22 protein-coding genes are annotated in these 22462 nt (G+C 72.5%); 6 read left to right on the forward strand and 16 right to left on the reverse strand.

Annotated features, from left to right (window positions below):
* Window positions 1-28 precede the first annotated feature (28 nt).
* From ACGWYJ_RS06235 to ACGWYJ_RS06255, 5 genes are all read right to left on the reverse strand, one after another.
* Entirely contained in the window at window positions 29-658 is a 630-nt protein-coding gene (locus ACGWYJ_RS06235; protein WP_395104601.1) for a two-component system response regulator, read from the reverse strand.
* 104 nt (window positions 659-762) lie between these two features.
* Window positions 763-1428, reverse strand: coding sequence for a response regulator (locus ACGWYJ_RS06240; RefSeq protein ID WP_395104602.1), 666 nt, complete (start codon window positions 1426-1428; stop codon window positions 763-765).
* A complete protein-coding gene (locus ACGWYJ_RS06245; protein ID WP_395104603.1) occupies window positions 1425-2717 on the reverse strand; it encodes a sensor histidine kinase in 1293 nt (430 codons plus the stop codon). Before ACGWYJ_RS06245 ends, ACGWYJ_RS06240 begins: the two co-directional genes overlap by 4 nt.
* Before the next feature lie 79 nt (window positions 2718-2796).
* Complete coding sequence (locus tag ACGWYJ_RS06250; RefSeq protein WP_395104604.1) at window positions 2797-3468, reverse strand: response regulator; 672 nt, start codon at window positions 3466-3468, stop codon at window positions 2797-2799.
* The gene (locus ACGWYJ_RS06255; RefSeq protein ID WP_395104605.1) at window positions 3465-4127 is read right to left on the reverse strand and encodes a sensor histidine kinase; all 663 of its coding nucleotides are present in this window, start codon (window positions 4125-4127) and stop codon (window positions 3465-3467) included. The genes ACGWYJ_RS06250 and ACGWYJ_RS06255 overlap by 4 nt, the downstream gene beginning before the upstream one ends.
* Window positions 4128-4397: 270 nt before the next feature.
* Here ACGWYJ_RS06255 and ACGWYJ_RS06260 point away from each other — a divergent pair, with 270 nt between their 5' ends.
* Complete coding sequence (locus tag ACGWYJ_RS06260) at window positions 4398-5963, forward strand: MBL fold metallo-hydrolase (RefSeq protein WP_395104606.1); 1566 nt, start codon at window positions 4398-4400, stop codon at window positions 5961-5963.
* 128 nt (window positions 5964-6091) lie between these two features.
* Window positions 6092-6229: a hypothetical protein gene (locus ACGWYJ_RS06265; RefSeq protein ID WP_395104607.1), complete on the forward strand. Its 138-nt coding sequence runs from the start codon at window positions 6092-6094 to the stop codon at window positions 6227-6229.
* A 9-nt stretch (window positions 6230-6238) separates the two neighbouring features.
* Here the strand turns inward: ACGWYJ_RS06265 and ACGWYJ_RS06270 are convergent, their stop codons facing one another.
* From ACGWYJ_RS06270 to ACGWYJ_RS06310, 9 genes are all read right to left on the reverse strand, one after another.
* Window positions 6239-7156 carry a hypothetical protein gene (locus tag ACGWYJ_RS06270; protein ID WP_395104608.1) on the reverse strand — a complete coding sequence of 306 codons (918 nt, stop codon included), beginning with the start codon at window positions 7154-7156 and terminating at the stop codon, window positions 6239-6241.
* Window positions 7153-7809: a sugar transferase gene (locus ACGWYJ_RS06275; protein WP_395104609.1), complete on the reverse strand. Its 657-nt coding sequence runs from the start codon at window positions 7807-7809 to the stop codon at window positions 7153-7155. Before ACGWYJ_RS06275 ends, ACGWYJ_RS06270 begins: the two co-directional genes overlap by 4 nt.
* A gap of 5 nt (window positions 7810-7814) precedes the next feature.
* Window positions 7815-9146 (reverse strand): lipopolysaccharide biosynthesis protein, encoded by a 1332-nt coding sequence (locus ACGWYJ_RS06280; RefSeq protein WP_395104610.1) that lies wholly within the window; start codon window positions 9144-9146, stop codon window positions 7815-7817.
* Window positions 9139-10656 (reverse strand): O-antigen ligase family protein, encoded by a 1518-nt coding sequence (locus ACGWYJ_RS06285; RefSeq protein WP_395104611.1) that lies wholly within the window; start codon window positions 10654-10656, stop codon window positions 9139-9141. Before ACGWYJ_RS06285 ends, ACGWYJ_RS06280 begins: the two co-directional genes overlap by 8 nt.
* Window positions 10653-11873, reverse strand: a complete 1221-nt coding sequence (locus tag ACGWYJ_RS06290) for a glycosyltransferase (RefSeq protein WP_395104612.1) — start codon at window positions 11871-11873, stop codon at window positions 10653-10655. Before ACGWYJ_RS06290 ends, ACGWYJ_RS06285 begins: the two co-directional genes overlap by 4 nt.
* A 7-nt stretch (window positions 11874-11880) precedes the next feature.
* On the reverse strand, window positions 11881-13068 hold the full coding sequence (locus ACGWYJ_RS06295; RefSeq protein WP_395104613.1) for an SDR family NAD(P)-dependent oxidoreductase: 1188 nt from the start codon (window positions 13066-13068) through the stop codon (window positions 11881-11883).
* Window positions 13065-14222, reverse strand: coding sequence for a DegT/DnrJ/EryC1/StrS family aminotransferase (locus ACGWYJ_RS06300; protein WP_395104614.1), 1158 nt, complete (start codon window positions 14220-14222; stop codon window positions 13065-13067). Before ACGWYJ_RS06300 ends, ACGWYJ_RS06295 begins: the two co-directional genes overlap by 4 nt.
* Window positions 14223-14224: 2 nt before the next feature.
* On the reverse strand, window positions 14225-15634 hold the full coding sequence (locus ACGWYJ_RS06305) for a hypothetical protein (RefSeq protein WP_395104615.1): 1410 nt from the start codon (window positions 15632-15634) through the stop codon (window positions 14225-14227).
* 114 nt (window positions 15635-15748) lie between these two features.
* A complete protein-coding gene (locus tag ACGWYJ_RS06310; protein ID WP_395104616.1) occupies window positions 15749-16441 on the reverse strand; it encodes a response regulator in 693 nt (230 codons plus the stop codon).
* A 336-nt stretch (window positions 16442-16777) separates the two neighbouring features.
* Between ACGWYJ_RS06310 and galE the strand changes: the two genes are divergently transcribed.
* The 3 genes from galE (at window position 16778) to ACGWYJ_RS06325 (ending at window position 20000) form a co-directional block, all read left to right on the forward strand.
* The gene (gene galE / locus ACGWYJ_RS06315) at window positions 16778-17788 is read left to right on the forward strand and encodes a UDP-glucose 4-epimerase GalE (RefSeq protein WP_395104617.1); all 1011 of its coding nucleotides are present in this window, start codon (window positions 16778-16780) and stop codon (window positions 17786-17788) included.
* A gap of 202 nt (window positions 17789-17990) precedes the next feature.
* A complete protein-coding gene (locus ACGWYJ_RS06320; protein WP_395104618.1) occupies window positions 17991-19142 on the forward strand; it encodes a hypothetical protein in 1152 nt (383 codons plus the stop codon).
* Between the two features lie 54 nt (window positions 19143-19196).
* Entirely contained in the window at window positions 19197-20000 is an 804-nt protein-coding gene (locus ACGWYJ_RS06325) for a YbaB/EbfC family nucleoid-associated protein (protein WP_395104619.1), read from the forward strand.
* A gap of 20 nt (window positions 20001-20020) precedes the next feature.
* Here ACGWYJ_RS06325 and ACGWYJ_RS06330 read toward each other — a convergent pair whose 3' ends face one another.
* Window positions 20021-20956 (reverse strand): hypothetical protein, encoded by a 936-nt coding sequence (locus ACGWYJ_RS06330; RefSeq protein ID WP_395104620.1) that lies wholly within the window; start codon window positions 20954-20956, stop codon window positions 20021-20023.
* A 54-nt stretch (window positions 20957-21010) separates the two neighbouring features.
* Window positions 21011-21313, reverse strand: coding sequence for a hypothetical protein (locus ACGWYJ_RS06335; protein WP_395104621.1), 303 nt, complete (start codon window positions 21311-21313; stop codon window positions 21011-21013).
* 176 nt (window positions 21314-21489) lie between these two features.
* Between ACGWYJ_RS06335 and ACGWYJ_RS06340 the strand changes: the two genes are divergently transcribed.
* Entirely contained in the window at window positions 21490-22110 is a 621-nt protein-coding gene (locus ACGWYJ_RS06340) for a TetR/AcrR family transcriptional regulator (RefSeq protein WP_395104622.1), read from the forward strand.
* The last annotated feature ends 352 nt before the right edge of the window (window positions 22111-22462 follow it).

Below are 22462 nucleotides of genomic sequence, written 5' to 3' on the forward strand. Positions count from 1 at the left end.
CCCGCCCGGCCGCGGGCCGGACGACGGGTCAGGTCCCGGCGGACAGGGCGTCCAGGGCGAGCCGCAGGTCGGCGACATGGCTTTCGAGCGCGTCCAGCGGGTCGGCCGCGGTCCCGTCCGAGCCGTCGGCGCCCTCGCCGCGCAGCCGCGCGACATCGCCCTCCACCAGCGCCATCCGGTCGTCCAGCGCCTTGAGGATCCGGTCGCAACCGGAGCCGCCCTCGCCGTCCAGCGCCTCCCGCAGCAGCGCGGCCTGGCGCCGCAACTCGACGGTACGGCGGTGCAGATCGACGTAGATCGACACCTTGACCCGCAGCAGCCACGGGTCGAACGGCTTGGTGAGGTAGTCCACCGCGCCCGCCGCGTAGCCCTGGTACGCCTGCTCGCCCGCCTCCCCGGCGGCGGTCAGGAAGATGATGGGGATGTCCCGGGTGCGGGGACGGCTCTTGATGTGCCCCGCGGTCTCGAAGCCGTCCATCTCGGGCATCACCACGTCCAGCAGGATCAGCGCGAACTCGTCGTTGATCAGTTCCCGCAGCGCCTCCCGGCCCGAGGTGACGCCGACGAGCTCGACCGGCAGCGCGTCCAGCACGGCCGCGAGGGCGACCAGGTTCTCCTCGCGGTCGTCCACGGCCAGGATCTTCGTGGCGTGCGGCACCGGCTCCTCCGCGTCGGGTGTCGACCTCCGTCTCTCCACCCTGTCACGCCACCGGGCGCCGCGACAGGGGATCGCGGCCGGAGCGGGCCCGCCGGCCCGCTCCCTCAGGCCAGCCAGCCCGGTTTGACCAGGCCGGACTCGTAGGCGAACACCACGAGCTGCGCGCGGTCGCGGGCGCCGAGCTTGACCATGGTGCGGCTCACATGGGTCTTGGCGGTGGCGGGGCTGACCACCAGCCTGGCGGCGATCTCCTCGTTGGTCAGGCCCTCGCCGACCAGCGTCATCACCTCACGCTCCCGGTCGGTGAGCGCGTTCAGCCGTGGCGAGGGCGAGGGCTCCTTGGCGCGGGTGGCGAACTCGGCGATGAGCCGGCGGGTCACGCTGGGCGACAGCAGTCCGTCTCCCGCCGCCACGGCCCGCACCGCGCGGATCAGCTCGACCGGCTCGGTGTCCTTGACCAGGAACCCGCCGGCCCCGCCGCGCAGCGCCTCGAACACGTACTCGTCCAGCTCGAAGGTGGTGAGGATGACGATCCGGACGCCGTCGAGCCGCTCGTCGGAGGCGATCCGCCGGGTGGCCTCCAGGCCGTCGAGCCCCGGCATCCGGACGTCCATCAGGATCACGTCCGGACGCAGCCGTCTGGCCTGTGCCACCGCCTCCTCGCCGTCACCGGCCTCGCCCACCACCTCGATGTCGTCCTGGGCGTCCAGCAGGGCGCGGAACCCGGCGCGCACCAGGACCTGGTCGTCGGCCAGCACCACCCTGATCATCCGGGCCTCTCTTCGTCGATGGGGAGCGTGGCCCGCACGCCGAACCCGCCCTCGGGACGCGGGCCCGCGGAGAACGTGCCGCCCAGCGCCGCCGCCCGCTCCCGCATGCCGTTGATCCCGCTGCCTCCGGGATGGTCGTCCAGCAGGGACACCCCCCGCCCGTCGTCGTCGACCCGCACGGAGATCTCACGGTCACCGTAGGCGATCCGGACCCGGGCCGTCACCGGGCCGGGTCCGGCGTGCCGCGACACGTTGGTCAGGGACTCCTGGACGATCCGGAACGCGGCCAGGTCGGTGCCGGCCGGCAGCGGCCGGCGCTCGCCGGTGATCTCGGCGTCCACCGTGAGCCCGGCCGACCTGGCGCGGCCCAGCAGCTCGTCCAGGCGGTCCAGCCCGGCGGTGGGCGCCCGCGGCGCGCTCTCGCCCTGCGAGCGCAGCACCCCGATCACCGAGCGCATCTCGGTCAGCGCCTCCTTGCTCGCCTCCTTGATCGCCGCCAGCGCGGTCCTCGCCTGGTGCGGGTCCTGGTCGATCAGGTGCAGCGCCACCCCGGCCTGAACGTTGATCATGGAGATGTTGTGGGCGAGCACGTCGTGCAGCTCCCTGGCCATCCGCAGCCGTTCCTCGCTGGCCTGCCGGCGTTCCGCCTCGGCCCGGGTGCGGGCGGACGCGGCGGCGCGCTGGGCCCGCATCCGGATCAGCTCCCCGCTGATCAGCGGCACGGCGGCCCAGGCGACGGCGAAGCTCAGCCCGGCCAGGCTGGGCTCCTCCACCGGGAAGAACTGGTCGGCCCGGCCGCGCTGCTCGAACGGCACGCCGATGACGGCGGAGACGGCGAAGTAGCCGCCCATCACCGCGAACGTCCCGGCCCAGGCGAACAGCCGCTGCCCCGCCACCACCGGTGCGACGATCGCGACGGCGAGGGAGAAGAGGCCCGGCCCCCACGCGTACGCGCGCAGCATGAACAGGACGGTCACGATTCCGACGCCCGCCAGCGTGACCGCCGGGTGACGGCGGCGCAGCAGCAGCAGCGCGGGCCCGGCCAGCAGCAGCGCGAGACCGAACCCGTCCAGCGGCTGGATGTGGGGCGCCACGTCCTCACCGGAGAGGTTCTGCCGGACCCACGGCGGACCCTGGGTGTCTCCTCTCTGCGCCCCCAGCGTGCCCATCACCTGGAAGAAGGCGAGGACGGCGGGCACGATCCACACCGGCCACATGCCCGGGAGCGGCAGGTGCAGCCGCCCCTGGACACCCGGCCGGTCGTCCGCGCCGCTCGGGGAACTGGTCATTTCTGCACGGTAAGGCACCGGCGGGCGGCCCGGCGTCGGCCGAAGGGAGTGATCGGCCGTACTCCCGGGGAGGTACGGGTCAGCCCGCGAGCCACTCCCCGGTCTCGACGCTGACCAGGCCGTGTCGCGCGGCCTCGATGACGGCCTCCCGCTGCGAGTGGACGCCGAGCTTGCTCAGCACGCTCTGCACATGGCTGCGGGCGGTGCTGCGGGTCACGCCCATCGCCTTGGCCAGCGCCTGCGTGGACTCGCCCCGGGCCAGCCGCGTCAGCACCTCCCGTTCCCTGGGGGTCAGGTACCGGGCCGCGAGCCGCGCCCGCCCGTCCGGCCCGTCCTGCCGGCCGTGCCGGTCCGGCGCGGCACGGCGGGTCAGGGCGCTGTCGACGACCACCTCGCCCGCCTCCACCCGCCGCAGCACGTCCAGGATGTCGCCGGCCTGCTGGCCCTTGTGCGCGAAGCCGCGGATGCCCGCCGCCAGGCCGTCCTCCAGCACCGTGTCCTCAAGGAACCCGGTCAGCACCACGAACCGGGTCGCGGGCGCCGCCGCGCGCAGCCGCGGCATCCACTCCAGCGCCGTCCCGGACGGGAACCGCATGTCGATCAGGCACACGTCGGCCCCCGGCTCGCACAGCACGGGCAGCGCCTCCCGCGGCGAGTACACCACCCCGGTGACGGTGTGGCCGGCGTCGGCCAGCACCAGCGACAGCGAGTCGGCGAACATGGCGTGGTCGTCGCAGATCAGGATTCTCATGGATGCGGCCGCCAGTCGTCGGCTCCCACGGTCTCGGCGGTGGCCATGGCCGCGGGCGGCGCCGCCGGCAGCAGCATCCGCACCCGCGCCCCGCCCAGCTCGCAGGCGCGAATCTCAAGCCCGCCCCCGTACTCGGAGATCAGGTCGTGCACGATGCCCAGCCCGAGCGAGGCGAGCCCCGCGGTGCCCTGGCCGAACCCCGGCCCGTCGTCGTCGACCTGGACGGTCACCCAGCCGCGGGCGGCGCGGACCTGGACGTTCACCCGTCCGGCGGCGACGCGGCAGGCGTTGTCGAGGACGTTGCGGAGCGCGCGCCACAGCGCCACCGGGTCCATGTGCGCCCACGCCTCCTCGCCCGCGAACCCGACCTCGTGCGCGGTGGCCAGGCGCATCCCGGTGACGACCTCGGCGGCCAGCTCGTCCACGCGGATCCGCTCGGGGGGCGGCAGCGGCTCGCGGGTGTCGCCGTCGTCGCCCTCCTCGTCCAGCCGGCGCAGCAGGTGGTCGAGCCACCGGGTCTCACCCAGAAGCTGCTCGACGCGCTCGCGGCTGCGGTCGCCGATGTCGTCGGCGACCGCCACCGCGGACGCGAGCATGATGATCGTCCCGAGTTCATGCCGGATGTCATGCCTCAGCCGGCGCCGCCAAAGGCTATTCATGAGGACCCCCGTCCATTGACCCCAGCACCGTTACGACGGTCGCCTGTGGATGAGCGTGTGTCTAGATAATTGGCCACAACATCCCTCTTACTGGCCAGAAGCGGTCATGCCATTACGGGATCGTAAACCCGGCCGTTCCGCGGTACGTCTCATGGGGCATTGGCCCTCCTTTGGCCCTTCTGGGCGCCGCATTTCTTTCATGCCTACGGCGTAGCCGCATTGCGCATTCCGCCGGGTGCGACGGCGGGCCCGGGAAGGCACCCTCATGGCATGCCGACGGTCACTTTTCTCGGGCACGCGGGCGTGTCGGTGCGCGCGCACGCGTTCCACCTGCTCGCCGATCCCTGGCTCGCTCCGACGGGCGCGTTCCTCGGTGCCTGGCACCAGTACCCGCGCAATGATCATGTGGACCTCGGCGGGCTGGTGGATGCCGACTGGGCCGCCGTCTCGCACGAGCATCTTGATCATTTCGATCCCTGGTTCATCGCGCGGCTTTCCGCCCGGACGAGGATCCTCATTCCACGGTATCCGGGCCCGGCGTTCCGGGAACGGATGCTGGCGGCGGCGGGTGGCCGCCAGGTAATCGAGATCTCCCCCTGGGAGAAATTCCCACTGGACAATCGGGGCTCCTGGATCACGGTCATTCCCGAGCTGTCGCCGATGTGCCATGACGCCGCTTTTCTGATCGTGGCGGACGGGCGCGCGATCCTGCACTGCAACGACGCCAGGCTCACCGCCGCGCAGGCCCGCAGGGCCAAGCATCTGGCCGGGGGCCGCCTGGACGTGATGGCGTTGCAGACCTCCGGCGCGTCCTGGCATCCGATCTGCTACGAGTACCCGCCCGAGGAGATGGCCCGGGTGTCCATGGCCAAGCGCATCGCCAAGCTGCGCGCGGCCCAGCGGCTGGTGCGCCAGACCGCGCCCGAGCTCGCCGTCCCCTTCGCCGGCCCGCCCTGCTTCCTGGACCGCGAGGTGGACCATCTCAACTGGGTGCTGCACCAGGAGACCGGCGCGTTCTGCGACCCGGACGTGTCCGTCACCTGGCTGCGCGAGCACCTGCCGGCCCAGCGATGGGAGCTGTTCAAGCCCGGCGACGTCCTCGACCTGGACGGCGGCGGGATCACCCGCGACCCGGTGTCGGCGCGGTTCGACTTCGCCGACCACTTCCGCGACGGCTACCTGCGGGAGTACGCCACGGACCGGGCGGCCGCGATCGAGGGCGTGCTCGCGGAGTACCCCGACCCCGACGCGAGCCTGTTCGACCGCTTCGTCGCCCACTTCGACTACCTGGGCGGGCTCAGCGACTACTTCCTCACCCAGATCGACATGACCGTCCGGTTCGAGGTCACGGGGCCGAACGGCGGGGTCTGGGACGTGGACCTGTCGCCCGAGGGCGTCAAGGTGGGCGAGGCCGGGCCGGGCGCGCGGCCGCACTACCGGATCACCACCGCGGGACGCTGGCTGGAGGGCGTGCTGAGCGGCCGGATCGCCTGGGAGGACCTGCTCATCTCCTTCCGGCTCAGCCTCTACCGCGACCCCGACGTCTACAACGACCACCTGGTCGGCCTGCTCAAGCACGCCAACGCCCCCGCGTTGCAGGCGGTGGAGGCGTACGAGACGGAACGGGACGAGACCGAGCGCATCCTCGTCGAGGCCGACGGCCACACCTACGACATCCCGCGGTACTGCCCGCACGCGGGCGAGGACCTGTCGGTCGGCGCGGTCGTGGCCGACGGCCGGTTGCACTGCCTCGCGCACAACTTCGCGTTCGACCTGTCGACCGGCAAGTGCGTCAACGCGCGCTGCGTCGACCTGGGCAGCCGCAAGGTCTCCTGAACCGTCCCGAACCATCCCGGACCGCAGAGTTTCCTGACCGCCCCGGCCTTCCCGGCCGGGGCGGTCGATCATGCGTGTTACCTTCATTGCGGGTCACGGGGGATCGAAGGGGGCTAAGGGGCCGACACGTGCGCAACAGGAAACAGGCGGGCCTGCTGGCCGTCGTGCTGGTGCTGGTCGTCGTCATGCTGGAGGTCTTCGCCGTCCGGCTCGGCTCGCTGGAACTGCACATGCCCAACGAGCCCGCGATCGCCGAGAACCCCTAGCCGGGACCCCTAGCTCCGGGTGTTGCGCTCGCGCATGATCGACTGAAGATCGGGGTGCTCGCCGCCGTCCGCGTCGGCGAGAGTGGGGCACGCCCATTCGGACTGGTGGCCCCACGAGTAGGCGATGTCCATCGGCGGATCGGGGACGAGCCGGTCCCAGCGCCGCAGGATCTGCCGTAGCTGGTCCTCGGTGGGGAGCCAGTACTGCTTGTCGCCCTCCGAGCAGGACTGCCCGAACGTCTGGTACACCGGCACCACCACGCTGCGGGGGATGCCGGCCTTGTCGGCCATCCGCACCATGCGGTCGATGGCGTTGATGTCGCAGCGCGACCTGGTGCGCGACGAGCCCTTGCACGGGTACGGGTCGAGCCCGACGAGATCGACGTTCACCCGTTCCGGAGTGAGCGGCGCCATCGGCCAGTCGGTGAGGGAGATGAACGAGACCTGGCCGGGCGCCTCCCGCTCGATCAGGTCGGCGCGCCTCCTGATCTCCCAGGAGATGCGCGGGCACTCGCGCGGGTTGGGCTCGTCCGACAGGTACCAGCCGAACACCTTGGGATGCCGGGCGAGCCGCCGCACCGCCGCGGCGAACTCCCCGAACGACAGCTCGAACTCGTCGCACGTGAAGTTGCCGACCCACAGCAGCGCCCGCATGCCGTCCGGGACGCCCGCGACCGACGCGGGGTCCGGCTTGACGTCCACCAGGTCGTAGCCGAGCGCGCGCAGCCGCGGATAGTCGGAGGGCTGCGTGTTCAGCGCGATGTTGAGGGTCGGCTTGCGCGCGCCGGACGTCGCGCCCGGTGTCGCCAGCGGCCCCCGGTACGGCTCGTACCCGTCGGAGGCGACCTGCCGTACCGCGAAGGCGATCAGGCCCGCCAGCGTCACCGCGGCGACGATCACGAGCCCGGCCTTCCCGCGTCCCCTCATCTGACCTGGAAGCCGAGGATGTGCCGGACGGTGTCGAACAGCGCGCGGATCGTCGCCCGCATCGTGGGGTCGCGCAGGTACACCGCGTCCAGCGCGACCCGGGCGGGTACGATCTTCTCGATATAGCCGACGAGATCGACCTCCTGGCCGGGCGGCAGCACGTCGAAGTCGCGGAGCCGGACCTCGGAGTAGCCGGTGAGCCCCGGCCGATGGTCGAAGATCCAGCGGCTGGCCGGGTCGTAGTGCTCGGCCAGGTCGTAGGTCTCCGGGCGCGGCCCCACCAGCGTCATCTGCCCGCGCAGCACGTTCACCAGCTGCGGCAGCTCGTCCAGCGACCAGGCGCGCAGCAGCTTGCCGATGCGGGTGAGCCGCGGGTCGCAGTTGGCGGTGACGGTCAGCCCGCCGACGCCCTGCCGCATCGTGCGGAACTTGTACATGACGAACGGGCGCCCGCCCTGGCCCACCCTGGTCTGCCGGAAGATCCCCGGTCCCGGGCTGGACGCCCGCACCAGCAGGTAGATCATCAGCAGCGGGAAGCTCAGCAGCACCAGCCCGGCCAGCGCGCCCGCGATGTCCAGCGCGCGGCGCGCGGCGGACGGGGCGATGCCGTCGGACACCTCGACCGGACGGCGTGGAAGATCGCTCTCGGTCATCGCCGTCACCCCCTCTTGCTCAGGACCCGGAACCACGCCAGCAGCGCGAGCGTGGTGGCGACGAACGACACCGCGGTGGCGATCGCGGCGCCCTCCGCCTCGTACAGCGGGATCAGCCACACCCCGGTCAGCACCACCACGACCAGCCCGATCGCCTGCCCGGCCGAGGCGGCGCCGGGACGGCCCACCCCGTACAGATAGGCCATGATCAGCCCGGTGACGCCGAAGGTGACCACGCCCGCGAGCCGGATGTAGGTCGGCACCACGGCGTCGTCGAAGACGTCGCCGAACACCCAGGGCAGCGCCGTCCCGGCGATCAGCGTGAGCGGCAGCGCGGCCACGGCCGACACGCCCAGCGCCGGCAGGATCATCCGGCGGGTGCGGCGGGTGGCCTGGGCGCGGTCGTCGCGGGCGAAGTCGGGGTACAGCACGTAGTTCAGCGCCAGCCCCGGAAGCTGCACGAGCTCGGCGAACTTGCTGGCCACGGTGTAGACGCCCAGCACCTTCGGGCCCGCGAGCGCGCCCAGCAGCGCCATGTCGAAACGGAGCTGGAGCAGGTCGATGAGCTGCCCCAGGTAGCCGCGCAGCCCGTACCCGGCGATGGTGCGGCCAAGGCGCGGGTCGGGACGGCCCCAGCCGCGGAAGAACCCGCGCCGCGCCAGGCGCGTCACGATCCACGCCGCCGCCGCCAGGTCGGCCAGCACCAGCCCGGTGACCAGCGCTCCCGGCCCGTACCAGCCGATCAGGATCACCCCGTAGATGGGCAGGAACACGAACTCCTCGACGGCGATCGCCAGGCTGGCGCCGCGCAGGTCGTCGGTGCCCTGCAGCAGGCCCTTGCCGACCGACACGAACCCCTGGGTGAACGTCGGGATGGTCGCGGCCAGCGCCACCCACATGCCGAACGACTGGAAGAACGCCAGGTGGATCAGCGGGCTGAACAGGAGCCAGCCCGCCGCGCCCACCAGCGCGCCCATCACCGTGAGCGCCGCCAGCGTGGGACGCACCACCGACTGGTCGTAGTTCTTGCCCGCCCCGTCCCTGCCCGCGAGGAAGTACGGCGCGGCGGCGGGCAGCCCGGCGTTGGACAGGTGACAGACCAGCCCCGGCAGGATCCGCACCAGGGTGAACGCCCCGACCAGCGCGGGCCCGCCGATCCGCGCCACCATGATCGTCGCCAGCCCGAGCGAGGCCAGCGCGCCGACCCGGCCCATCATGTTGCCCGCCATCAGCCCGACGATCCGCCCGGTGATGGTCCGCGCGGGGCCCGCGGTGTGCTCGGTGGGCAGCACCGTGTCCGGCACGGCCTCCCCGGTGTGCGGACGGGTCTCAGTCAACGGAACCGCCTCCCACCGGCGCGCTTTTGTGGGACCGCTGGGGACGACCCTCCGGGCTCTCGGTCGGTCGTGTCTTTGTGGGGGGGCGACCCCCCACACCCCCCGGCAACTGCGCACGACCGCCCTCCGGGCTCTCGGGCGGTCGTGTCTTGGTGGGGGGACGACCCCCCACACCCCCCGGCAAGAGCGCACGACCGCCCTCCGGGCTCTCGGTCGGTCGTGCGAACAGATCCAGCGCCGCGATCAGGCCGAACATCGCCCAGCCGTGGCGGTAGTGGAGGGTCTCGTAGAACAGCCCCGACACCAGGAACACCAGCACCAGCGCACCGAACAGCTCCGGCCTCGGCACCTCCCGCGCGTACGTGGGGGTGAGCGCGTTCCGGCGCGCTATGCGCACGCACTTGAGCAGCAGCACGAACACCAGCACGATCAGCGCGAACCCGCCGAGGACGCCGCGTTCCAGCACCGCCGCGATGTAGTCGTTGTGCGCCTCGCGGACGTAGGTCTCCTGGTTCTCGAACATCGCGGCCTCGGTGTGGCCGGGACCGATACCCCAAGGGTGGGGCTGCTCCTCCATCATCCGGACCGTGGTGGCGAACACCGTGCTGCGCGACTCGGTGCTCTCCCCGGTCGTCCGCCCGATCGAGTCGCGCAGGATGGGGGACGCGGCGCTGGCCCGGTCCAGCAGCGGCTGGATGTCGACCAGGGTGACCACCGCGATCCCGCCGCCGCCGACGAGCGCGGCCAGCGACATCACCGCGACCGCCCGGTGCGCCCTGCCCTCGCGGAACAGCCGGAAGACGTGCCCGGCCACGATCGCGATGCCCAGCGACAGAGCTCCGCCGTTGGAGCCCGTCAGCAGCTCGGCGACCAGCAGGATCCCGCACACCCCCCAGCGCCGCCACGCCGTGTCCGGATAGTTCGCGGCGCGGGCGATGAAGAACACGCAGATGAACCAGTTGGAGGCGTAGTTGGCGTCGCCGAAGGTGAACATGGCGCGCTCGCCGTCCACCTGCTTGCCGGACAGCGTGTCGTTGCCGATCACGAAGCCGGTGATCATGATCAGGGCGTAGCAGGTGCCGATCAGCACCCAGGAGCGGATCGCCAGCCGCAGCAGCCGAGGGTCGCGCGCGAGGTTGGCGAGGCTGACGCCCCACAGCAGCACGAACAGGTCCTTGACCAGCGTGAGCTGACCGGCGTCGTTGATGATCGCGGCGATGCCGCCGGCGATGATGGTCAGCAGCGTCGGGATCAGGAACGGCCACCTGATGGGGTGCCGGTGCGTCGCGGCCCACAGCACCGCCGTCACCGTCACCACGACCAGCAGCACGTCCGGCAGGCCGGTGTTGCCCGGACCCGGCGGCAGCCCGAACGGCATCAGCATCGGCAGCGACGCGATGCCGACCACCAGGACCGTGCCCACGAGGCCCCGCGCCCGCTCCGCGCGGGGCTCTCGTTCATCCGAGGGCGCGGGCTTCGGGGCCGGCCGCTCGACCGTGGTCACCATCATGGCCGCTTGGAGCTCCCCCGGTAGGTCTCGTCCAGGACGGCGCCCAGGTACTCGGGCGAGAACCAGTCGCCGACCCGTTCACGGGCGCGCTCGGCCATGCGGGAGGCGGCGGCCGGGTCGTCGAGCAGATGCGTGATCGCGCCGGCCATCCCCTCCGGGTCCTCCGGGCGGACCAGCAGCCCGGTCTCGCCCGCCAGCACCAGGTCCTGGTTGGACGGGACGGCGGTCGCGACCAGCGGGATTCCCGCGCCGATGGCCTCGACCAGCACGCACGGCAGGCCCTCCCACCGGCTGGCCATCGCCATCACGTCGAACGCCGGCATCACGTCGGCCACGTCGTCGCGGTGGCCCAGCCACCGCATCCGGTCCTGGATCCCCAGCCTCTCGGTCAGCTTCTCCAGCTCGCCCGCCATGGGGCCGCCGCCGACCCACAGCCCGAACACGTCGTCCGGCAGCCGCGCGATCGCCCGCGCGAAGATCTCCGGGCCCTTCTGGAACGTCAGCCGCCCGACCGACCCGACCACCTTCACCCCGAGCGGCAGGTCGAGCCGCCGCCGGGCCTGCGCGCGGGACCCCGGCGCCGCCGCGTAGGCGTCCACGTCCACCGAGGGCCACGACAGCCGGACGCGTTCGGGCGTGGTCAGTCCCAGGCGCAGCGCGGTCGTCACCGTCTCCGACCCGATCGCCAGGAACGCGTCGGTGTGCTTGGCGGCGGCCTTCTCCAGCCTTATATAGGTGTAGCGCCGCAGCCACGACTGGAACTCGTTGAACGGGAACCCGTGCCAGGTGTGCACGATCCGCGGCACGCCCGCGCGCGCCGCCGCGATCCGCCCGATCACCCCGCCCTTCGCGCTGTGCGTGTGGACGACGTCGTACCGGCCGTCGGCCAGCACCCGCGTCAGCGTGCGCAGCGCCGCCCGGTCGTCGCGCGGCGAGATCTGCGGCACCAGCGGCCCGACCTGGACGATCTCCATCCCGGCGCGGTGTGCGCGCGGGGTGAGGTCCCCGGCGGCGGCGTTGGCCACCGCGTCCTCCCCGTACCGCACCTCCACGCCGGTGGACGCGGCCTTGCTGTCGATCCCGACCCCGCCGGTGATCACGGCCCGCTCGTAGCAGGACGGGTCGAGGGCCAGCGCCCCGTTCAGCGCCACCTGGCCGGCGCCGCCGTTGAAACGGGTGATCACGGTGGCCACCCTGAGCTTGCGGCTTGTCCTCACGTGCACCTCACAGCGTCACCGAGCGGGCGGGCGCCGGCTCTCCGGGCGGCCGGGACCGGCGCGGCGGCCGGTACTCGGGCAGCAGCCGGCGCAGCACCAGCCGCACCTCGTCCTCGTCGCCGCGCGCCGCGGCCCGCTCCAGGGCGTCCAGCAGGAGCGGCAGCCCGGCGGGCGGCGGCGCCGGGCGGGTGCCCCAGACCTTGGGGTGGGCCGTGCGGATCCGCCGCTCGGAGTCGGCGAACGCCTTCTCGGCCAGCTTCTCGCCGGGCCCCAGGCCGCAGAACCGGATCGTCACCTCCGGCAGGCGCAGCTGCGCCGCGTACCGCTGCACCAGCTCGATCACCGGCACCGGGTTGCCCATGTCCAGCACGAACGTCTCGGCCTCCTCGGTCAGCGCCGCCGCCTCCAGCAGCAGCCCCGCCGCCTCGGCCACGGTCATGAAGTGCCGCGTCACCTCCGGATGGGTGATGGTCACCGCCTCGCCCGAGGCGATCCGGCTGGCCAGCGAGGACAGCAGCGAGCCCGGCTCGCCGATCACGTTGCCGACGCGCACCGCCGCGAACCGGGTCGGGCCCGGCGTGGCCGTCTGCAGCAGCAGCTCGCCCAGCCGCATCGTCGCCCCGAACACCGAGGTCGGGTCGGCGGCCTTGTCGGACGAGACCAGCACGAGCCGCTCCACGCCGTGCCGCACCGCCGCGTCCACCATGTGCCGGGTGCCGAACACGTTGGCGGCCACGCCCTGGCACGGGTCGTCCTCGACCTGGCACAGCTTGTTCCGCCCCGCGGTGTGGAAGACCAGGTCGGGACGGGCGGCGGCGACGATCTCGCCGATCCGGCCGCGGTCGCGGACATCGGCCTCGGCCGCCACGACCCCCTCCTCGATACCGGCGCCCTCGCCGGTACCGGCGCTCAGCTCGTCCGCGAGGGCGCGCAGGCCCGCCGCGTCCCGGTCCATCAGGAACAGCGCGGCCGGGCCGAGCCGCGCGAGCCGCCGGCACAGCGCCGAGCCCACCGTCCCGCAGGCGCCGGTGACCAGCACCCGGCGCCCCGCCACGAGCATCCGCACCCGCGCGCCGGCCACCGCCACCTCGTCCCGTCCCATGAGCAGCTCCAGCGGGCCACTGCCGGGCGCCTCACGTTCGGGCGGCGGGACGGGACGCCGCGCGCGGGGACGGGTGAGCCAGCGCACGGTCATCCCCGCGTCCGCAGCGCCTCGGTCAGGGCGGTGATCACGCGGTCCTGGCCGTCGGGGGACAGGCCCGGATACAGCGGCAGCGACAGCAGTTCCTCGCCGACCCGGTCGGTGACCGGCACCGACCCGCACTCCTCCGCGCCGAGGATCGACCGGTAGGCCGTCATCTGGTTGGCCGGGATGAAGTGCACGGACGTGGACACGCCCGCGGCCTCCAGCTCGGCTATCAGCGCGTCCCGTTCCGGCACCCGGATCTGGTACAGGTGCCAGGCGTGCCGTACGCCGCCCAGGTTCCGCTGCGGCAGCACCAGGCCGGGCAGCCCCGCCAGCGCCTCGTCGTACCGGGCGACCAGTTCGGCCCGCCGCCGCTGCCACCGCGGCAGCATGGTGAGCTGGGCGCGTCCGATGGCCGCCTGGATGTCGGTCATGTTGGCCTTGAGGCCGACGTTCCTGACGTCGTACCGCCAGCTTCCGCCGGGCAGGTAGCGGCGCCAGGAGTCCTTGCTCATGCCGTGCAGGCGGGTGGCGCGGATCCGGTCGGCGAAGTCCTGGTCGCTGGTGGCGACCGCGCCGCCCTCGCCGATCGGCAGGTTCTTGGTCGCGTAGAAGCTGAAGCACGCCGCGTACGAGGACGACCCGGCGTGCGCGCCGTCCCGTCCGGCGCCGGGGCCGTGCGCCACGTCCTCGATCACCCGGGTCCGGTCGAGTCCCGCCGCCTCCGTCAGCGCCGGCACGTCCACCGGGTAGCCGCCCTGGTTCTGGACGACCATCGCGGCGGGGCGCCCGGCGCGTTCCGCCGCGGCGGCGACGGTGGCCGGGCTCGGCACCAGCGTGTCCTCGTCGATGTCCACCAGCACCGGGCGGTGGCCCGCGTGCAGGATCGCGTTGATCGCGCCGCAGAAGGTCAGGCTCGGCGTCAGCACCGCGGAACCCGGCGGCAGGTCCATCGCGCGCAGGCACAGCTCCAGCGCCGTCGTGCAGGACGCGACCGCGACCACGTGCGCGGCGCCGAGGTAGTCGGCGAAGTCCTGCTCGAACGACGCGGTCTGCGGCCCGGTGGTCACCCACCCGGAGTCCAGCACCTTCACCACCGCGTCGGACACGTCGTCCGCGAAGGACGGCACGGTGAACGGGACGGTGGTCTGTTCGTGACCCATGGCTACCTCTTGATCTTCCGGGTGGTGGCGACGACTCCGAGCAGCGGCCAGCCGGCCGCGGTGACCAGGTCGCGGACGGAGTCCAGACCCGGCGCCGCGGTGACGGGACCGGCCACGGCGACCACGCCGGCGGCCTCGTCGGAGCCGGGATCGATGTCCTCGAAGGCGTGCACGCGGCACACCGGCCGGCCGGTGACCGGCGGCTTGGGAGGCACCGGGGTGTGCGGCGCCGGCGAGGCGACCTCGCCCGTCGCGGGCGCCTCCACCTCGCCCGCCTTCTTCGGGATCACGGCGGTTCCGGCGCCGCCGCCCGTGCCCTTGCCGGTGCCGCCGGAGCCCGCGCGCACGACCGCGACGGCGCGCTTCGTGAGCGACGGGGTGTGGCTGTTCGCGTTCTTGCGCGCCTTGCCGGTCTCGGGCGCGGCCGTGACGACCTTGGTGTCGTCGCCGTACACGGCCGCCGCGATCCGCGACATCAGCTCGGCGGGCAGCGGCCCGCCGGCGCCGACCAGGGCGACCCGGTTCAGGCCCTCGCGCTTGGCGGCGAGCCGGATCCGCCGTCCCAGGTCGGGCAGGTCGGCGTCGCGCCCGTCCGCCCAGCCGAGCAGCGGCACGCCCAGCCTGCGCGCGACCCGCGCCTGCCCCGGCACGGTGGGCCGGAACATCTCGACCACGACCGCGATCAGGATCCCCGCGACCAGCCCCACCAGCGCCGCGACGATCATCATCATCAGCGCCGGGTTCGTGCGCGGCGCCATCACCGCGGGCTGCACGACCGTCGCCGTCCCCGACGTGGCCAGCTGCGTGCGCAGCTCGGTGCGGCTGGTGCGCAGGTCGCTCAGCTCCGCCGCGACCCGCTCCCGCTCGTTGGCCGCGCCGATGTCGGGCACCGGCACCGCCCCGGCGCGCCGCGACAGCGGCCCCAGCTGCTTCTGCAGGACCGTGATCCGCCGCTCGATCGTGGCCAGCTGCTCCTTGATCGCGCCCTGGTTGGACTGGTTGATCTCCGCGACCACCGCGGCGCCGATCGCGTCGGTCAGCCGCCGCGCCACCGCCGGATCCGAGTCCTTGATCGTCAGCTCGACCACCGTGGAGGTGCCCAGCCCGGCCACCGAGATGTTCTTGGCCAGCTTCACCGGGTCGCGCCGCACGCCCTGCTGGCGCAGCACCCGGTCCATCAGGTTCCGGTTCGTGGCGAACGCCTTCACCTGGCTGACCACGATGCTGACGCCCGCGTCCCCCACGGCCGCGTCGGTGGCCCGGCTGCTGGCCTGGATCCTGGACGTGGCCGCGTGCGGCGGCTCCTGTCCGCTCGTCATCAGCGCCACCAGCAGCACCGGCAGGACGGTCATGGCCAGCAGCAGCGCCCAGTAGCCGCGGACGACCCGGGCGGCGACTTCGTCGATCTCCACGCGAACTTCCCTCCGGCGGCGTCGGTAGGGCGAGCGTAGGAACGCCGTGCGAAGATCGAATCGCCAATCGGGACGAGCCCGGATGCGCCGTTTGCTGGGTCTGTCCGCAGCGGGTCAGCGGGTCAGCGGGTCAGGGGATTCAGGCGGGGGAGAGGGCTTCATCCCCGCGCGCATCGCCAGGGTGATGGCTTCGAGGGCCGAATGCAGGTCCAGCTTGGCCAGCAGGTTCTGGGTGTGGGTGCGCACGGTGTTGGCCGACAGCCCGAGCCGTTCGGCGATCTCGGCGCGGTTCAGGCCGTCCACCATGCACTGGAGCACCTCGCGCTCGCGCGGCGTCAGCTCCGCCAGCGGCTTGGCGGCGGCGTCGGCCTCCGGCGTCTCGTCCAGGAGCCTCCGCAGGACGTCGCCCATGATGTCGGGCGGGATCCACCCGCCGCGCCGGGCCGCGCTCCGGATCACGCGCGCCACCAGGTCCGCGCTCTCGGTCTTCGACAGCCAGCCGACCGCCCCGCGGCGCAGCGCCGCGACGATCGCCTCTACCTCGCTCATCGCCGACAGGACGACCACCCGCACGTCCGCGTGCCGCTTCCGGAGGGCGTCCAGGACGTCCAGCCCGTTCTCGCCGGCCAGCATCATGTCCAGCACCACGACATGGGGCCGCTCGGTGGCGGTCAGCGCGAGCGCCCGCCGCCTGTCCTCGGCGACCGGCAGGATCACCAGATCGGGCTCGCGGCCCAGCCGGGCGGCCAGGGCCTCGGCGAACAGGGCGTGATCGTCCACGATGAGGACGCGGATGGGTGACCGCATCCCTCGACCATGGCGGGCGGCGCGCCGCGGCGGAACCCGCAAACGCTGTAGTTCCACTTTCGGACATGACAACCGTTCTGGACATGCCTACCGCAGGCGGTCAACGGTGCGTAATCGCCCCGTCGGGATCCGTGCGAACGGCGCAGGTCGGCCATGCCCGCGCCGCACGGAAGAAGAACCGTGCGCGGACGCACGCCACCGTCCCGGAGTTCACGGCAGTCCGGAGCCGGTCAGGCGGCGGCCGTGCCGTTGACCGCCCGCGGGCGGCTGCTGATCCTGTCCGTACCGATTCGTGCCCATCGACCGAGGGGGCGCCATGCGTTCAGGGGAAGCGTCATGAAGGTCCTGATAACGGGGGGAGCGGGCTTCATCGGCAGCACGATCGCGTCCGCCTTCGCCGAACGGGGGGCCACCCCCGTCGTACTCGACAGCCTGGTCACCGGACGGCCCGAGTTCACCGACGGAAAGATCTTCTATCAGGGGGACATCGGCGACGGCGCGCTGATCGACGAGATCTTCGCCGCGCATCCGGACATCGTCGCGACCGTGCACTGCGCGGCGCTCATCGTCGTGCCCGACTCGATGGCCGATCCGCACCGGTACTACCAGGTCAACCTCACCCGCACGCTCGATCTCGCCGGCCATCTGCTGCGCAACGGCTGCGACCGGATGATCTTCGCCTCGACGGCGGGGATGTACCGGCCGGAGCCGGACCTGTCGGTCACCGAGGAGTCCGCGCTGGAGCCGCAGAACCCCTACACCCGCTCCAAGATGATGGCGGAGCTGCTGCTGGAGGACCTGTGCGCCGCCTACGGGCTGCGCGTGATCTCGTTGCGCTACCTCAACCCGATCGGGGCCGACCCGCGGATGCGCACCGGCCTGCAGAGCAGCAAGCCCACGCACGCGCTGGGCAAGATGATCGAGTCCTACGAGCTGGGCGTGCCCTTCACCATCACCGGGGTCGACTGGGACACCCGCGACGGCACGGCGGTCCGCGACTACATCCACGTCTGGGACATCGCCCGCGCGTTCTGCCTGGCCGTGGAACGTTTCGACGCCATCGTCCCGCCCGGTCGCGACGACCGCCGCTCCGGCTACGAGGTGATCAACCTCGGCACCGGCGGCGGCACCACCGTACGGGAGCTGGTCGAGGCGTTCCGCGGCGTGGTCGGCGAGGACTTCCAGGTCCGTGAGGCCCCCGCCCGTCCCGGTGACGTGGTGGGCGCGTACGTGAACCCGTCCAAGGCCCTGCGGGTGCTCGGCTGGAAGCCCGAATACACGATCGAGGACGCCATCCGTCATTCGCTGGAATGGGCGTCCCACCGGGCGAGGCTGGACGTGGCCTGAGCCGAATTCGGCCGACCGGAAACCCGGTGCGCCGAATCGGCCGGTCTGGATTTCCGAGATAATGCGCGGCGGGATCGCGGAATCGTGGCGCGGCGATTCCGCGATCCCGCGCGTCTCCGGCAGGGCGCCGCCTCGGGCGGCGGGTGGCGCCGGTGGCGATGTCGGTAGGGTGTGCCCGGACGACCGCGAGGAAGGGTTCGCCGTGACCGCGCCGCTCACGACCACGTCCCCGGTGACCGCGGGACGGGACAGGATCGAGGACAAGCAGGGCCGGACGCTCGCGTTCGTCCGATGGTCCGAGACCCCCGCGCACCAGAGATGGCTCAGGCGGGCGGCGCTGCGGTCACAGGCCAAGAGCTTCGAGCTGGTCGACCCGGACGGCACCGTGCTGTGCAGGGCCGTCGAGGGCAGTCTCCGTCCCGGCAAGGAACCCTCCACGGTGCTGCGGGCCGACGGCACGGAGATCGGGCGCATTACGGTCGTCCGTCTCAGCGCCAGGAACCTCGGCTATGTGCTGTGGGACGCGGCGGGAGAACGGCTGGGCGAGGGGCGTTTCGCCACCAAGGTCAAGTACGGGGACGTCCCCAAGAAGCTGACCCACGCGTTCGAGGACGCCGCCGGCAAGCGCCTCGCCACGGCGGACCGGAAGCCCGCCGGGGGACCGCAGCGCATCGGCTTCGACGGCAGGGCGTCGGACGATCTGCGCCTCCTGGTCATCTGCCTGATGATCATGCTGCCCAACTCGAGGATCGGGGGAGACCCGGGCCAGCGCCCGCCCACACTGGAGCCGCAGGACTTCACGGATACGCGGCCCGGCGCGGACGGCGGCCCGTTCACGGGGTCGCGCCTGGTGTTCCACCGTGACCGGCTCAGCGGGCCTGACGGGCGGGTACTCGCCACGGTCAGGGAACCCTCCGTGGCGCCGCATCGCGGCCTCAGCAGGGCGCTCTCGGCGCACCCCCAGGGCGGCCGGTACGAGTTCGAGGTCGCCGGGCCCGCGGGCGAGACCCTGTTCACCATCGAGAAGTCCAGCGGCGCCCTCCGGTACGAGGTGACGGTGTCCCTCCCGGACGGCGGGCGGCTCGGCACGATCGACCGGACGGGCGGGCCGGCCCGGGCCGTCCACACGATCAGCGCCGGGCCCGGCGTCACCCTCGCGACCGTGACCGCGACGGACGCGTTCGGCAGCGACTTCGCCGTCACGGTTCCCGGCGGCGCCCAGGTGGCGGCCGTGAGCCGGGTCCAGGCGGTGGACGAGCCCTGGGAGATCGGGCTGTCCGGCGACTGCGACGAGCGCCTCAGGATGCTTCTCGTGGCCTTCGTCGTCATCCAGGAGCTCATGCTCGACCTGTAGCGCGGCGTGAGATCCTCGTTGCCGGAAAACCCTCCAGCGGGAAAGGTGAGATCGATGTCGGAGCCGGGGCCGGAGTTCGACCCGGAGATTCTGTTCCGTGACGCGAGGTCGCAGTTCGACCAGGTCGCCGGCATGCAGCGGGCGATGGCCGAGCTGCGCGGGCGGGCGGAGTCGCAGGACGGCCGGGTACGGGCCGTCTACGCCCAGGACCAGGGGCTGGCCGAGGTCGAGCTCGACCCGCGCGCCATGCGCATGAGCGCGGCCGACCTGGGCCGGTTGATCGTCGAGGTCTCCGGCGCGGCCAAGCGGGACCTGGAGCGGCAGATGAAGGAGCTCATGGACGAGACCTTCGCCCAGCAGGACATCACGCCGGACGATCTCAAGGACATGTTCGACGAGCCGTCGGGCCTGACCGAGACCCTCGGCTCCATGGGGCGGATCTTCGAGGGCGCGACCAAGGAGGTCGAGGGGATGCTCGACCAGATCCGCCGGGTGATGGGAACCGCCGGAGCCGGCTCGCCGGGCGGCGCGCCGGGGTCGGGTGTGCCGGGACCCGGCACCCCCGGCGCTCCGGGACCGGCCACCCCGGGACCCGGCGCTCCGGGGTCGGGTGTGCCGGGGCCTGGGAACGTTCCGATGGCCCCGCCCATGCCTCCGGTGCCTCCGCCCCCGCCTCCCGCGCCTCCCACTCCTGCGCCCGCACCGCCCGTACCGGGTCCTGGTGGTGGGCCGGCCCCTGGCCAGCCGTGGCCTTGGGGAGGGAACGCGCCAACGCAGGGCGGGGATCCCTGGCCTTGGGGAGGCAAGCCGCCCGAGACCGACGACCCGTCGTCCGGCCGCGGCGACCGGCGCGACTGACGGAACGGGGGGCAGGGCCGTCAGACCTCCGGGTGGGTCCTGTCGACGTAGTCGTTGCCGTACTGCCGCTGGCCGTAGATGAGGCTTGAGAACACGGGGTCGCCGACGGCGGTGTCGACGCCCCCCTTGCCACCGGCGAGGGGGGCCACCCACGGCCGGGCGGTCCGCGGGATCGACTGGGTGGGGATCGTCCACTTGAACAGCTGCTGGCCGCCGAGCCTGCCCTTCATGAGCCCGGACGTCAGCGACTGCTCCAGCTTGCCGAGGCTGCCCGCGATCACGTCGTCGATCGAGTTCCAGGCGCCCTGGCCCAGGTCGGCGAGCGCCCTCCAGTTGCCGCTCATGACGTTGCCGCCCACGCCGACGCCCAGGGTGAACAGCCCGGTCAGGACGGCCGCGGCCACCCGCATGATCGTTTCGAACATGGTGGAGACCGACTTGAGGAACGCGTAGCACTTACCGGCGATGATGTTGGCCTTGGCCTGCGCGGCGGCGGCGGACGCGCCCGCGGTGAAGAACGACGCGACGTACATCGCGATCACGTACATGGCCAGGGCGAACAGGATCGCCGCGACCACCGCCATCATCGCGATGAAGACCATGAGCATCGCCATGACCCCGAACAGGGACATGCTGATGGCTGCGGCGTGCATCGACGACCACATGCACTGGTTCTCGTACTCCGACAGCTTCGCGTCGTAGTTCTGCCGGTCGTCGCCGCTCCAGGACCGCTCGTCCAGGTTCGCGCGCAGCTGCTGGCTCAGCTGCATGACCTCGCCGAGCTTGTCGTTGACCTTCCACCAGTCCTGGGCGGCGTGCAGGATCTGGTCCGGGTCCCCCTGCCCCTCGTAGATGATCGAGACGGCGGGCCAGGCGTTCGGGATGAGCATCGCGGAGCCCGCCGAGACGTAGTAGGCGACCTGCGCCGTGGTCTTGAAATGGCTCACACCGCACATGGGCAGGCTCTCCTGGCTCGATCGGGGGCTTGCGGGGACGTGTCCGGGCTCGGTTCAGATCTTGAGCGTGTTGCGCTGCTCGGCCGCGTCGTGGCAGGCGGCGGTGGCGTTCAGGCGCTGCCGGAAGTCGGCGAGCTGCTCGGCCTTGGTCTTGAGATCCTCGTCGGCCCATTCGATGGCGAGGGTGTGGGACATGGCCAGCTCGAAGCCGTACATGGTGAAGGCGGCGGTGGCGGCCTTGCGCGGCTCGCCGTTCAGCAGGTAGCGGGCCTCCCTGAGCAGGTCACCGCACCTGGCCTCGTGCTGTGCCCCATGGTCCCTGATCGAGGTCGTCTGGTGCTGGATCTCGTTGCCCACCGTGGCTCCTGAGCGTGAGTGTGGTCGCCGGGACCCGGCGCCGACGCCCGCCGGCGAGCGTCGAGGCGGAGGGACACCCCAGGTGACCGGTCGTACACCGCGCAGAAAACGCTAGCATACGGCGATCATCGTGATCATGCGGACGCGATGCGCGAAGGTCGAGGATGGGGACGTTTGTGGCGCGTGGGCTGAGCGGGGCGCAGGCGGCACGGCGGGCGCGGCTGGTCTCGGCGGCCCGCGCCCTCGCGCTGGACGGCGGGTACGGGGCCGTGACGATGCATGACGTCGCCGACCGGGCCGAGGTGGGACGGGCGACGGTCTACCGGTACTTCGCGTCCAAAGATCACCTGCTGACCGAGGTGGCCACGGACTGGGCGCGCGGGGTGACGGAGGACCTGGACGCCGTGGCGGTGGGCGAGACCGCGGCGGAGCGCCTGACCGCCGTCCTGGAGCGCATCGTCCGGACGGCCGCGGCGGAGCTGACGCTGACCTCCGCGATCGTCCAGGCGGTGACCGCCGACGATCCCAGCGTGGACGAGGCGCGGACCGTGCTGTTCCTGCTCGTACGGGACCGGCTCGCGGCGGCGATCGGGGAGCCGGTGCCGGGGTGGGACCAGGCCGAGGTCGTCCTGGGGCACGTGCTGCTGGCGGCCCTGGTCAGCCTGACCTCGCTGCACCGTCCCGTGGACGAGGTGGCCGAGGTGGTGCGGACGTCGGGGCGGCTGGTGCTGGCCGGGGCCCTGGCGGCCGCGGAGGACGGGACCGTTACGAGGGCTGCCTCCGCCGGGGGAGCGTGACGCTCCCCACTTTGCGGCCTTGACCTGGGCTTTGTGTGATCTTTGCCTCACGTTGGCGGCGGCGTATGGGCAGGGGCGCGCCCTCGGATCGTACGGGGAGGCGCTCGGCCAGGGACCGGGCCAGCACCAGCCCTCCCACCACCATGAGCGCCAGGCACAGGATCGCCAGCCCCGAGATGGCCAGCAACGAGATCATCAGCAGACCAGGATCCGGCAGGTCGGGCAGCATCGTTCCCCTCACTGGAGCGCGCGTGGCCGCGCCCCGTCGGCCTTCGATCCGCCTGCCCCGTGGCGCTTCCGCGCCCTTGGGCACCTCCCCGGGAGGCGGGGAGTGATGGTACATGCCCGTATG

The sequence above is a fragment of the Actinomadura sp. SCN-SB genome (genome assembly GCF_043906805.1).
GTDB lineage: Bacteria > Actinomycetota > Actinomycetes > Streptosporangiales > Streptosporangiaceae > Spirillospora.